We start from the raw sequence: 12,864 nt of genomic DNA, 5'->3' as shown, positions 1-12,864 counted from the left end.
GAGCCATTATGATTAGCCTGTTGCAAATCCGGGATACCGTTGCCCTTAATGGACGTACCGACGTAAGATCGTTGAGCCATCAGCTTTCAGCACCACAGTCCACGGTTGAAGCCATGCTCAAGCAGCTGGTGACAATGGGTAAATTAGAGGAAGTGGATATTTCCTCCTGCCTGAGTGGTGGCTGTAAGCAGTGCCCGGAAACGCAAAAATGCGATATTAAGGCGTATCAATTGGTGATAAGAGATTAAGCAATATCTCATATTTCCCCTCTTAGGAATACTTAAGCAGCTTGCCGAAAACAGACAAATGTCATATATTAATTATGACATTTGTCATTTTTGGGGAGTGATTTATGAGAATCTATGTACCAAATGATACGATCAGTAAGAAAGCTCTCTGGCGCTCTGTAGGACTACCAGCAAACCGGGGAAGTGATCTGATCGAAACCTTACAAGCCGGATTACCACTTGATGTGCTGGATAATCTTCATCGAGACTCAGAGATATCTAAAGCCGACATTCTTCGCATTGCTGGTATCAGTGAACGTAATGTTGCACGTCGTAAAAGTTCTAGTCGCCCATTTTCACCCGATGAAAGCGAACGTATAGCTCGCTTGGTTCGCGTGTTTGATGCAGCCATCAATTTCTTCAATGGTGATAAAGAAGCGGCCTATCATTGGCTCAAGGAGCCTGTTAAAGGGCTAGGCAATATTGCACCGATTTCCCTTATCTCAACAGAAAGTGGTGCTCTTGAAGTGATGGACCTCATTGGCCGACTGGAACATGGTGTTATTGCATGACTTTTTACCGATTAGTAAAATCCATTCATGCCAATGAAGCATGGACGGGGTATGGAGCCAAAAGATTTGGTGGGCGCTGGAATCATAAGGGATACCATGCTGTCTATGTGTCCAGTTCCATCGCCCTTGCTACACTAGAACTGTATGTCCACACCTCAAAAGAAAGCCTTCTTGAAGAATACCAGCTATTTTCTATTGAGTTAGCAGATAAAAATGTGGATTACTTGGATCACAGCTATCTCCCTGATGACTGGAGGCGTGACCCCGCACCTGTTTCAACCATGGATATAGGTAGTGGCTGGCTAAATGCGGCAGAAAATGTTGCCCTGATAATTCCTTCTTGTATTGTTCCTTACGAAAACAACGCCATTATCAACCCAAACCACCCTAAATTTTCCAAATCCATTGAATCAGTTAAAGAATTAAACTTTACATTCGACCAACGCCTAATTCGTTAACAACAGCACGGTAATTCACTTAACCATCATGATAAATTGAAAAATAAAAACCGTTTTCTTATTATTTCATATGCAGTTCTATCATTATTATTAATAACCTGAGGATACTAATATGCCTAAAGAGTTATTTGCTGCAACAATCGAATCTGCTGGTCACCTTAAAATGAAGTGCTCATCTCGGGGTTTTACCTTTCATGTGGATGAACCCAAACATCTGGGTGGAACAGATGAAGCCATGAACCCTGTGGAAGCACTTCTTTCAGCTTTCGGAGCTTGTCAGTGTATTGTGGCGAAAAGTTTTGCCCGCAAACATAAAATCAATTTGATCGATATTCAGGTAAAAATGGAAGGCGAATTGGATACCGACGGTTTCACAGGTAAAAATAAAAACGCCAAAATCGGTTTTTCCAAAATCACGTCAAAATTTTATATAAAGGCAGATAATACTGACCAAGAAATTCACGACTTTATTCAGTTTGTAGAAAGTAATTGCCCTATACTCGATACTATCGTCAATACGCCGGAAATTGTGACTGAAGTTTATCCTGTCAGATAAATGATCAATTCTCCGTAATATTTATTACCCATAACATTGTTGTTATGGGTAATTTTTTTATATGTAATTATGAGTAATTGCTATTTTGAGTAATTATCAATAAGTAATTTCACCACCCACAAAATCCATTAATACATCCACAAATTCATCAGGATGAGAAATAAATGATGCATGAGCCGCATTACGCATAGTGACAGAGCGCGTATGCGACCACTGACTGTCAAGCAATGCAGCAATCTTGCGCGGTACTAAACCATCAAGATAACCATAGATGCGCAAGAAAGGTAATTGAAGCTGTGCCAGTTCAGCCCTCAAATCCTCCGTGCGCAGAATTTCCAGCCCTGCGTTGAGCACTTCCACGGTCGGCATCGGTTGATTCAATACCACCGATTTCAGTAAACGAGCATCCTGGCGGGCACTATCCGTCCCCAACGTTTGCAGTGCCAGAAAACGCTCAACAGTCTTCTGGAAATCTTCGCTCAGTTGGTGTTTGAAAGCGCTCAGAACAGTTGGTTTGATTCCCGGCCAATCCCCGTCTTCACTGAATTTTGGGGAAGATGCTACCGTGATTAATCCCGCCACTTGTTCAGGATGGTTTAATGCAATCTGACTAGCAACCAATCCTCCCAGCGACCATCCAAGCCACAGGGCATTTTCTGGTGCCTGTTGCCACACTGTCTCCGCCATCTCTTTCAGTGTCATAGCCGGATACGGCTGACTACGGCCATATCCCGGCAAGTCCACTAAATGTAAACGAAAATGCGAAGCCAATCGTGTTTCTACTGAACGCCAAACTTCAGCATTCAGCCCCCATCCGTGCAGCATCACAATATCACGAGGAACTTCACCTAAAGTCTGCCAAAACAACTTACCCATTGTTATTCTCACTTTATTTGTCATCAGGGATTTCTCATCAAGGAAGAAAACTATGCTAACAATGGTTGGATACTGTTGGCTATGCCATCAAAATTTGTATTTTGCCCATCATGGAATCTGCCATATCTGCAACCAGAGACTAAAACGATTAGAGCGTGTTTGTCCGCGTTGCGCGTTACCTGCCGAATCCAATAATTTCCTCTGTGGCCGCTGCCTAAAAGATCCACCACCGTGGCAACGGCTTATCGCTGTTACTGATTACATTCCACCGTTGAACCAGCTTATCCGCCGCTACAAATATCATGGTGCACCACAAATAGCGGCAGTATTGGCTCGCCTGTTTCTTCTGCATTGGCTGCAAGGTTATCGTGATGGCCGTTGGAACAAACCGGATTGTATACTTGGCATTCCCCTGCATCACCAAAAGCGCTGGCAGAGAGGGTTTGACCAGGTTGAACTCATCATCAAACCTTTGGCACGCTGGTTGCAATGCCAATATCAACCTAATCTTTTACAACGCACACGTGCTACACTCACACAACGGGGCTTATCTGCCGCCCAAAGGAAAACCAATCTTAAGTATGCCTTTCAATTGCGCGGCAATTTTACTGATCAACATGTCGCCATTTTCGATGATGTGATCACCACAGGCGCGACTTTGCACGAAACCACACAGTTGTTAATTCGTGCGGGTGCCCGCTCCGTGCAAGCCTGGGCAATATGCCGAACCTTGTAGTTCCTTTATAAATGGGCGTATTATAACCAACTAGAACAGTCAACTATTGAGCAAATGACATGATTAATATTACTGAAGCAGCGCAAGCGCACTTTGCCAAGCTACTGGCAAATCAAGAACCGGGTACACAAATCCGTGTTTTTGTCATTAATCCAGGAACGCCGACTGCTGAATGCGGTGTTTCCTATTGCCCACCTGATGCTGTTGAAGCCACTGATACCGAATTGAAATTTGACAAGCTTTCTGCCTATGTTGATGAAGTCAGCGCTCCTTTTCTGGAAGAGGCTGTCATTGATTTTGTGACTGACCAGCTTGGCTCCCAACTGACCCTGAAAGCACCAAACGCCAAAATGCGTAAAGTGGCAGACGATGCGTCACTGATTGAGCGCGTTGAATATCTCCTGCAATCACAGATCAATCCTCAACTCGCAGGTCATGGTGGCCGTGTCAGCCTGATGGAAATCACCGATGATGGTTATGCCATCCTGCAATTTGGTGGTGGTTGCAACGGTTGTTCTATGGTCGATGTCACCCTGAAAGAAGGGATTGAAAAACAGCTGTTACAGATGTTCCCTGAATTGAAAGGCGTCAAAGACCTGACCGAACATCAGCGTGGCGAACACTCTTACTACTAATTTTATTTTCTGTTCTTAGTACTTCTGCTCACTTGGTTATGCCTTCCCAATGCCAAAATTGGGAAGGCTGTAGAGTTATAAAATAAGATTATTAAGAAACTAACACTTTAAAATGAAAATTTAAGAAATAACGTTGAGTATTTATGGATCATTTTCAAATAATAAGCCCTGAACAAGCCTACCAAAACTGGCTCGATAAAAGCGCTCTGATGGTGGATATTCGTGATCCGCAGAGTTTCCGTGCAGGGCACGTAACAGGTGCATTTCATTTAACGAATGAAACTATCAATAAATTCCTGCAAGACGCCGATTTTGACCAACCAGTCATGGTGATGTGCTATCACGGGCACAGCAGTCAGGGAGCTGCACAGTACCTCATCAATATTGGTTTTGAAACCGTATACAGCGTTAACGGTGGCTTTGACGGGTGGAAAAAAGATTATCCTCATGCTGTTCATTCTGAATAAGTTTTAATCTTTTGCTATGGTGTCTTTAAGTACGGTGTCTTTAACTGCGGTATAGTCCGTTTCTGCATAACAAGCTCCTGTGCCATTAACCCCAATTTAAGGCAGATAAAACGCGCAATGATCCATGTAACCTCAATATCTAATCCAAGACTGGCTCAGGCCTTCATTGATTATATGACGACACAGGGTATTCACCTGACTATGCGGCCTGCCAATGAACCGCATGTGGTTGAGCTGTGGCTGGAAGACAAAAGCCAATTAAATTTTGTTGAACAAGAACTCAACAAGTTTGTCCGTGATCCGCTTAATGAACGCTATCAAGCTGCTAGCTGGCAAACAGGTAAATCAAACACGCCTTTGCAATACCATAACAACCTAAGCTGGAACACGCTGAAAAGCCAATCAGGCCCATTGACTATCGCCATAACCGCGCTCTGTATTCTGGTTTATCTCTGGATGCAGTTTGCTGGAATTAATGAGGTTATGCGCTGGCTGGCATGGCCCAACAATGAACAACATCTGGAATTGTGGCGTTGGATCAGCCCCATATTTCTGCACTTTTCATTGCTACATATCTTGTTTAATTTGGTGCTTTGGTGGTATTTCGGCAGTCAGGTTGAAAAAAATATTAACACCGCAAAACTTATTGAAATCACAATAGTTTCTGCACTTTTCAGTGGTTGGGCACAATCACTTTTCAGTGGCTCACATTTTGGTGGGCTTTCCGGTGTGGTCTATGCTCTGATCGGTTATGTTTGGCTGACCGGAGAAATGTCTCCCGGTAAGGGCGTCAGTGCTCCCAGAGGGCTTATCGCCATCTCGGTTATCTGGTTATTCGTTGGCTATTTCAATATGTTTTCACTCAATATCGCCAATGCAGCCCATTTTTCAGGCTTAATCATCGGGTTATTGATGGGATTATGGGACAATTTACGCAAACAAAAAAATTAATAATATTCCAAATAAAGTCAGTCAATTATAATTAATTTAGGTAAAACATTAGGGGAATGTTGTGAAGCAAACGCAGCGACATGATGCAATAATCGAGCTGGTACGTCTTCAAGGTTATGTCAGCACTGAAGAGCTGGTCGAACACTTTGACGTCAGTCCACAAACAATCCGGCGTGATTTGAACGAATTGGCCGACAAAAATAAGATCCAACGTCATCACGGCGGTGCCGCTTTACCCTCCAGTTCCGTCAACACGGCTTACCATGATCGCAAAATTATGTGGTCAGATGAAAAAACCCGCATTGCCCAGCAAGTTGCCACCCAGATCCCAAATGGTGCAACCCTATTCATTGATATTGGCACTACCCCGGAAGCGGTAGCCCACGCATTAATCGATCATCGGGATTTGCGGATTGTCACCAACAACCTTAATGTTGCAACCTTGCTCATGGGAAAAGAAGATTTCCACCTGATTCTGGCAGGTGGCGAAGTACGCTCCCGTGATGGTGGCATCATTGGTGAAGCAACGCTGGATTTCATCTCCCAATTCCGCCTTGATTTCGGTATTCTCGGCATTAGCGGCATTGATTCTGATGGTTCTCTATTAGAGTTCGACTACCATGAAGTCAGAACCAAACGCGCAATTATCGAAAACTCGCGCTGTGTCATGCTGGTTGCAGATCATTCCAAATTTGGCCGCAGCGCCATGGTTAACCTCGGTAACATGAACCTGATCGATTTCCTGTTTACGGATAAAGCGCTACCATCCAACATCCAGAAAATCATCGAACAATATAACGTCAAACTGGAACTGTGTTAAAACCGGGGTTATGTTAGTTATATTTTGTTTATGTCCCGTCTAAAAAACAGGCGGGCTATTCCCACCATCCGTTTCTCCTGTTCACAACTTCAAACACTCTTCCTTGTATCCTCACAGTCACTCACTACCTCTGATTTGCTTCTGACAATTTCCTTATTAATCTTATATATAAGATAACTATTTGTTATCTGCATCACGCAAATATTTTTTTCCTAGTTAATAGTTGGCGATTGATGAATTTTTGATTACAATCATTGAGCGAAAACGAACATTAAAGAACTGTTTCGAACATTTCAGAGGGTATGCGATGGAAACCAAAGATTTAATTGTAATTGGCGGCGGAATCAACGGCGTTGGTATTGCGGCAGATGCTGCTGGCCGAGGACTTTCTGTCCTGCTGTTAGAAGGCCAGGACTTAGCCAGTGCGACGTCATCAGCCAGTTCCAAACTGATCCACGGTGGCCTGCGCTATCTGGAACATTATGAATTTCGTCTGGTCAGTGAAGCACTGGCAGAACGCGAAGTTTTATTAAAACTGGCTCCCCACATTGCATTCCCAATGCGTTTTCGGCTTCCACACCAGCCACACCTGCGCCCGGCTTGGATGATCCGCCTTGGCCTGTTCCTTTACGATCACTTGGGCAAACGTGTGAGTTTGCCAGGTAGTAAGGGACTAAAATTCGGTACAAACTCAGTTCTAAAACCTGCCATTAGTCATGGCTTTGAATATTCTGACTGCTGGGTTGACGATGCACGTCTGGTCGTGCTGAATGCTCAGGAAGTCCAAAAACATGGCGGTGAAGTCCGTAACCGCACTCAAGTTACCCGCGCATGGCGTGAAAATGGCTACTGGCTGGTGGAAGCCAAAGATCTTGTCACTGGTGAGACCGAAACATGGCAGGCAAAAGGTCTGGTTAACGCGACTGGCCCGTGGGTTAAAAACTTCTTTGATAATGGCCTGCAACTGAAATCGCCTTATGGTATCCGCCTGATCAAGGGTAGCCACATCGTTGTACCTCGTGTTCACGATGAACCTCAGGCCTATATCCTGCAAAACGAAGATAACCGTATCGTATTTGTGATCCCGTGGAATGATGAATTCTCCATCATCGGTACAACAGACGTTGAATACAAAGGCGATCCAAAAGAAGTCAAAATCGACGATCAAGAAATCGATTATCTGTTGAAAGTTTATAATGATCACTTCAAGAAGCAGCTTAGCCGTATTGATGTGGTCTGGACTTACTCCGGTGTGCGTCCACTATGTGATGATGAATCCGATTCACCACAGGCTATCACCCGTGATTACACACTGGATGTTCAAGATGAGCAGGGACAAGCACCACTGCTGTCGGTCTTCGGTGGTAAACTAACGACTTATCGTAAACTCGCCGAACATGCGATGGATAAACTGGCACAGTATTATCCGAACGCCGGCAAGGCATGGACTAAAAATGGCAAACTACCTGGCGGAGAGCTGGAAGGCCATGACCGCGATGGATACGCACGTTTACTGCGTAAACGCTATAATTGGTTGCCAGAAGGAGTAGCGCGACGTTATGCCCGCACTTACGGCAGCAGCAGCAACATCATTCTGAATGGTGCAAATGAGCTGACAGATTTGGGCGAATTCTTCGGTCATGGTTTGTACGAAGCTGAACTGCGTTATCTAGTAGCACACGAGTGGGTCACTCAGTTGGATGATGCGATCTGGCGTCGCACTAAGTTGGGTATGTGGCTGACTGATGAACAAAAACAGCGTATTGCTGACTGGTTGGCGCAAAACGTTAAGTCAGCGCAATCACAAGGCTGATTTAATCTGACCCGTTAAAATGTTTGAAAAATGGCGGTAATCTTCTATCGCCATTTTCTATTTCCACCATAAAAACCTATTTTCACTCAACATCCTCCAAAAAAGAATCATAAAGTTTCGAAATCAATCATAAATATGTTCTATTAAAATTCCTTGATTTTTCATTTAATTCTACTAATAGTTCAGATAGTATATTTTTACCACAGTGATAGGATATTAATAGGCTGAAAAGACAATATGAGATAACTTATGTTAACCATTAGGGAAGCAATAATAAAAGATACCCAACTTATGACTAAGCCAATATAATGATTAATGCAACTTTATCCTTTCTCTGACTAATTTATTCAGAGAAAGGATGATAAAAAATTAATCAACTCCATATCTATTTACCTCGCCTAATCTAATTCACACCATTCTTATCCTCCACATAATAATAAGTAATACTAACGGACGCTTTTCACTGTCATGATCTTCACCATTATCTTCAATTTCTATTAATACATCATTTGCTATAATTTTCATCAGTAATAACCCTATGCTATATCAGCACAATCATCAAAAACAAAATATTAGAATAATAAACATACGAATTTTGTCTTTTTTTACATCATAATTAAATAAAATTTAATAGAGTCAAAATAAAAAATGCAACTATCCGATTAATTACTTTACGGTAAGACAAAGAACAAAATACAATCAAACTGATTCATAAGATGACAAATAGTGCAGCAAAAATCACCATCCAGGCAGAAAATTACAGCAAACATAGAAGCAGGAAACAAATCATTTCCCTATATTCTCCCATAATGCTTATTTTTATATCTTCAATATAAAATTAAAATATATCTTCAAAAGATTGATAATATTAGTTTTTATTATTTTTTAAATTTTCATTTATTTTGTAATTGTGATATTACTCCCTTTTCTTTAATTCGCTTGTTGCGGTTTATGTTCAAATTTATGAAGATAAACGAGAATGGATAAAAACTTGTAATGATGAGTCAAACATTCATTAAAAAAGAGGGGATTGCGCAATCATTTTTGGCTCGTTATCTCCTCTCTGAACAATGTGGCAACCGCCTGAAAACCATAGAATTATTGGCAAAAGAGTGTGAATTGTCCGTAGGTTTAATGCAGGCAGCATTAAAATCTCTCGAACAATCACAGGCGGTTGGGATTAAGCGTCGTGGTCGGAATGGCAGTTTTCTTTCGCATATTAACCACAAATTGTTGCTGGAGTACGCCGATATCGGCAATGTGGTCTGCGCAATGCCCCTTCCTTATACCCGTGCTTATGAGGGTCTGGCCAGTGGTTTAAAAGCATTATGTGCAGGAGTTCCTTTTTACTTTGCGCATATGCGAGGTTCAGATATCCGCATTGAATGCTTACTGAATGGAGTCTATGACTTAGCAGTAACATCAAGACTTGCCGCAGAGCAACACCCAGAAATTAAAAATATTTATATTGCGCTATCACTAGGGACACAAAGTTATACAGACAGACATCGATTAATCTTTCGTCAAGGCGAGATGGAATCCATCCGTCGTGTAGGGTTAGACAGTACCTCAGCCGACCAAAAAATAATGACAAATCAGTACTTTGCAGGGAAAGGAATTGAACTGGTCGAGGTCTCTTATCACGAATGTCTGAATCAAATCAAAAAAGGCCACATTGACGCGGCCATCTGGAACGTCGGGCAAGGTCACGAGCTAATTGCAGAGGGCCTGATGACCCAACTTCCAGACGACAGTGAGTGTTTTATCAAAGCTTCCGAGGCTGTTATCCTTGCCCGTAAGGATAATATTCCTATCCAACAGCTCTTGCGTACTATGGTTGACAGAGATGCCCTGCTGACTCACCAACAGAATGTGGTAGCAGGTATAATCGAACCCATTTATTGACCTCTATTAACCAATAGCAAGCATCAATCAAAACAAGTAATAACCAAACGTATAACAAAAAGTGATGGTAGAACAACGGTTAACTATCCTGTTGCAAGGTGGTGTCATCGATAAAGATATCTACGATAACATGCTTGATGTCGTGCATATTCTGGAAGATATCTGGCTGATCCCTGTCCGTCATCCACAAGGTGAAATGGCGCTTACCCACATGGCAAGTGCTTTCATGCGATCACGTCGTGGCGAAATCGTTTCCCCCATAGAAAAAGAAATTCTGGAAAAAATAGAGCAATCCGAAGACTACACACAATTACTCACAATTCACTATTCCCTGCTGGAGAAATTTACACTCACCCTACATCCTAATGAAGAAGGCTACCTGTTGATAAATTTATATGGTTTAATACTTACAACAAAAACTCATTGATTTTTTTATACTATAAATATTCAAAAAAATGAAAATTAATATTATTCAATAATTTTTATTATTCGCACAGGCAAGCTGCTTTGCAGCTATGAAGGGAAATCTATGTTTATTAACGCATTAAAAAAACAGAACCCTAAATTGATTGAGGTAGCAAAAAGTCTTTGGCAGCAAGGGGTAATCTTACCAGATACTTACGTCATTGATGTCGACCAAGTGTTAAATAATGGCCGACATTTACTGCAAACAGCAAAACAATATGGCATCCAACTTTATTTGATGACCAAGCAGTTTGGTCGTAATCCCTGGTTGACCAAAAAACTGATTGAACTCGGTTATCCCGGTGTCGTAGCCGTAGATTTCAAAGAAGCCTATAGCCTGAGCCAACACGATATACCGTTATGTCACATTGGTCATCTGGTACAGACGCCAACTCACCTGATAAAAACTATGCTTAAGCGTAACCCTGAGATAATCACAGTATTCTCGATAGAAAAAGCTCAGGCAATCTCGGATACAGCTGAGAAACTGGGATGCGTTCAGCCCATCATGCTGAAAGTCTTTACTCAACGTGATATATCCTTTACTTGTCAAGAAGCAGGCATTCCCTTTGATGAGATCGACACCGCTGTTGATGCTTTAAAGCAAATGCCGGGTGTTAAACTATGTGGCCTGACCCACTTTCCTTGTCTGGCATGGAATGAGCAGTATCAGACAACCTTACCAACCGTCAATTTGCAGACACTTATCAGAGCGCGAAATAAACTTGCACAGCTCGGTATTTCCCTTTCACAAATCAATGCACCTTCTGCAACAAGCAGTAGCACCATTCCTCTGTTAGCGAAATATGGTGCAACTCATTTAGAACCCGGACATGCTCTGACCGGAACAATACCTGCCAATGCCATTGGCCGAGAACCTGAACATATCGCTATGGTTTATGTATCAGAGATATCCCATCACTACGATGGCAACAGTTATTGTTATGGTGGCGGTTACTACAAACGCAGCCACATGAAGCATGCACTGGTTTTTCCCGCCAAGAACCCAGAACACAATAGTTCATATAAGACAGTACGCATATTACGGTTAGGTGAACCTTGTATTGATTACCATCTGCCATTAGCAGGCCCCCATCCTATCGGTAGTCCAGTCATTATGTGTTTCCGTGCTCAGGTTTTCGTGACCCGCAGCGATGTCGCCTTAATTTCAGGTATTCAGTCAGGAGAACCCAAACTGGAAGGTATTTATGACAGCCAAGGTAACTGGAAAAACAATGGTTATGCCCAATAAACACTTAATAGAGGTATTACAGTTAATATTATTCCGCCCTTAAATAATGTTATTTTCGCTATAGTAGATTTACAGCATCATGCTACGTAACTATTTTTTTACGGAATAGTTATGTTTTATTTATGGAATAGTTATGGAATACCAGAAAAAGACTGGGAATACCCCCACACATTCCGCTCCGTATTCCTCACCCAGGATTGATACATCAGGTTACACCTATGTGCATGAGCATTTGCATATTGATCTATCCGAAGCTAAAGGCAATCTCGATTGCCGATTAGATCAATACGAGCTAGTTGTTGATGAACTTCGCCACCTGTATACGCTAGGATTACGCAACATTGTGGAAGTCACCAACCGCTACATGGGGCGCAATGCCTCCTTCCTGCTGAATTTGGTACGTGATACCCACGTCAACATCATCGCCTCGACGGGTTATTATAAACAGCCTTTCTTCCCTGCCCATTTCAGCGAATTAAGCATACAAGACATTGCCGAAGAGATGATCACTGACATTGAATCAGGCATTGACGGTACGGAGTTAAAAGCCAGCATCATTGCAGAGATCGGCTCCAGTTTCGGGCAAATCACCGAAGATGAGCGAAAAGTGTTTGCAGCGGCAGCCCTGGCACATCATGCAACCGGGTGTCCTATTTCCACCCACACAACTTTAAGTACTATGGGGCGTGAACAATTAGCACTCCTCAGGGCATTTGGTGTTTCTCCTGAACACGTGGCGGTTGGTCATTGTGACCTGAAAGACAATCTGGACACGATTATTCCCCTGCTCGAAGAAGGCGCATGGGTACAATTCGATACCATTGGTAAAAACAATTACTATCCTGACAGCAGCCGCATTGCGATGTTGCAGGCGGTTGCCAAACGTGGGCTACTCGACAGAGTGATGCTCTCGCAAGATATAACCCGCCGTTCTCATCTGAAAAGCAACGGAGGAATTGGTTTCGATTACTTATTGACTGTATTCGTTCCGATGTTGCTGGCAGCCGACTTTACCCAAACACAGATAGACCGAATGTTACGTGATAACCCTGCACAATTCTTCCGGCATCACTTTTTCAATAAGCTTTTTTCCAAAAAATAAACAATATTTTATAAAAGATAATTTAAAGA

15 protein-coding genes are annotated in these 12,864 nt (G+C 42.5%); 14 read left to right on the top strand and 1 reads right to left on the bottom strand.

Annotated elements, in window-relative coordinates; genetic code table 11:
• Nucleotides 1-8: 8 nt before the first annotated feature.
• The 4 genes from HGO23_RS00765 to HGO23_RS00750 all read left to right on the top strand — a co-directional run bounded on the left by HGO23_RS00765 (nucleotide 9) and on the right by HGO23_RS00750 (nucleotide 1,813).
• Nucleotides 9-248: a FeoC-like transcriptional regulator gene (locus HGO23_RS00765; protein ID WP_099135404.1), complete on the top strand. Its 240-nt coding sequence runs from the start codon at nucleotides 9-11 to the stop codon at nucleotides 246-248.
• Nucleotides 249-352: 104 nt separating this feature from the next.
• Nucleotides 353-799, top strand: coding sequence for a type II RES/Xre toxin-antitoxin system antitoxin (gene parS / locus HGO23_RS00760; protein WP_209027616.1), 447 nt, complete (start codon nucleotides 353-355; stop codon nucleotides 797-799).
• The gene (locus HGO23_RS00755) at nucleotides 796-1,257 is read left to right on the top strand and encodes an RES family NAD+ phosphorylase (protein WP_099135406.1); all 462 of its coding nucleotides are present in this window, start codon (nucleotides 796-798) and stop codon (nucleotides 1,255-1,257) included. Before parS ends, HGO23_RS00755 begins: the two co-directional genes overlap by 4 nt.
• Before the next feature lie 112 nt (nucleotides 1,258-1,369).
• Complete coding sequence (locus HGO23_RS00750; RefSeq protein ID WP_099135407.1) at nucleotides 1,370-1,813, top strand: OsmC family protein; 444 nt, start codon at nucleotides 1,370-1,372, stop codon at nucleotides 1,811-1,813.
• Nucleotides 1,814-1,909: 96 nt separating this feature from the next.
• On the opposite strand, the gene bioH is transcribed toward HGO23_RS00750, so the two are convergent.
• Complete coding sequence (gene bioH, locus HGO23_RS00745) at nucleotides 1,910-2,689, bottom strand: pimeloyl-ACP methyl ester esterase BioH (protein WP_099135408.1); 780 nt, start codon at nucleotides 2,687-2,689, stop codon at nucleotides 1,910-1,912.
• A gap of 52 nt (nucleotides 2,690-2,741) precedes the next feature.
• Between bioH and gntX the strand changes: the two genes are divergently transcribed.
• From gntX to HGO23_RS00695, 10 genes are all read left to right on the top strand, one after another.
• Nucleotides 2,742-3,425: a DNA utilization protein GntX gene (gene gntX / locus HGO23_RS00740; RefSeq protein ID WP_209027615.1), complete on the top strand. Its 684-nt coding sequence runs from the start codon at nucleotides 2,742-2,744 to the stop codon at nucleotides 3,423-3,425.
• Between the two features lie 59 nt (nucleotides 3,426-3,484).
• Nucleotides 3,485-4,060 (top strand): Fe-S biogenesis protein NfuA, encoded by a 576-nt coding sequence (nfuA, locus tag HGO23_RS00735; RefSeq protein ID WP_209027614.1) that lies wholly within the window; start codon nucleotides 3,485-3,487, stop codon nucleotides 4,058-4,060.
• A 143-nt stretch (nucleotides 4,061-4,203) separates the two neighbouring features.
• Nucleotides 4,204-4,527, top strand: a complete 324-nt coding sequence (glpE, locus tag HGO23_RS00730) for a thiosulfate sulfurtransferase GlpE (protein WP_099135410.1) — start codon at nucleotides 4,204-4,206, stop codon at nucleotides 4,525-4,527.
• Between the two features lie 117 nt (nucleotides 4,528-4,644).
• Nucleotides 4,645-5,478: a rhomboid family intramembrane serine protease GlpG gene (glpG, locus tag HGO23_RS00725; protein WP_099135411.1), complete on the top strand. Its 834-nt coding sequence runs from the start codon at nucleotides 4,645-4,647 to the stop codon at nucleotides 5,476-5,478.
• 61 nt (nucleotides 5,479-5,539) lie between these two features.
• Nucleotides 5,540-6,298, top strand: coding sequence for a DeoR/GlpR family transcriptional regulator (locus HGO23_RS00720; protein WP_209027613.1), 759 nt, complete (start codon nucleotides 5,540-5,542; stop codon nucleotides 6,296-6,298).
• Nucleotides 6,299-6,605: 307 nt separating this feature from the next.
• Complete coding sequence (gene glpD / locus HGO23_RS00715; protein ID WP_099135413.1) at nucleotides 6,606-8,111, top strand: glycerol-3-phosphate dehydrogenase; 1,506 nt, start codon at nucleotides 6,606-6,608, stop codon at nucleotides 8,109-8,111.
• A 999-nt stretch (nucleotides 8,112-9,110) separates the two neighbouring features.
• Nucleotides 9,111-10,016, top strand: coding sequence for a GntR family transcriptional regulator YhfZ (gene yhfZ / locus HGO23_RS00710; RefSeq protein ID WP_244589879.1), 906 nt, complete (start codon nucleotides 9,111-9,113; stop codon nucleotides 10,014-10,016).
• Between the two features lie 64 nt (nucleotides 10,017-10,080).
• Nucleotides 10,081-10,443, top strand: a complete 363-nt coding sequence (locus HGO23_RS00705; RefSeq protein ID WP_099135415.1) for a PRD domain-containing protein — start codon at nucleotides 10,081-10,083, stop codon at nucleotides 10,441-10,443.
• Nucleotides 10,444-10,545: 102 nt separating this feature from the next.
• A complete protein-coding gene (locus HGO23_RS00700) occupies nucleotides 10,546-11,733 on the top strand; it encodes a YhfX family PLP-dependent enzyme (protein ID WP_099135416.1) in 1,188 nt (395 codons plus the stop codon).
• A 133-nt stretch (nucleotides 11,734-11,866) separates the two neighbouring features.
• The gene (locus HGO23_RS00695) at nucleotides 11,867-12,835 is read left to right on the top strand and encodes a phosphotriesterase-related protein (RefSeq protein WP_099135417.1); all 969 of its coding nucleotides are present in this window, start codon (nucleotides 11,867-11,869) and stop codon (nucleotides 12,833-12,835) included.
• Nucleotides 12,836-12,864 lie beyond the last annotated feature (29 nt).

The sequence above is a fragment of the Xenorhabdus budapestensis genome, assembly GCF_017743015.1.
Classification (GTDB): Bacteria; Pseudomonadota; Gammaproteobacteria; order Enterobacterales; family Enterobacteriaceae; genus Xenorhabdus; species Xenorhabdus budapestensis.
Note: the sequence above shows the minus strand (reverse complement) of the source record. Positions and strands in the feature narration are given on the sequence as shown.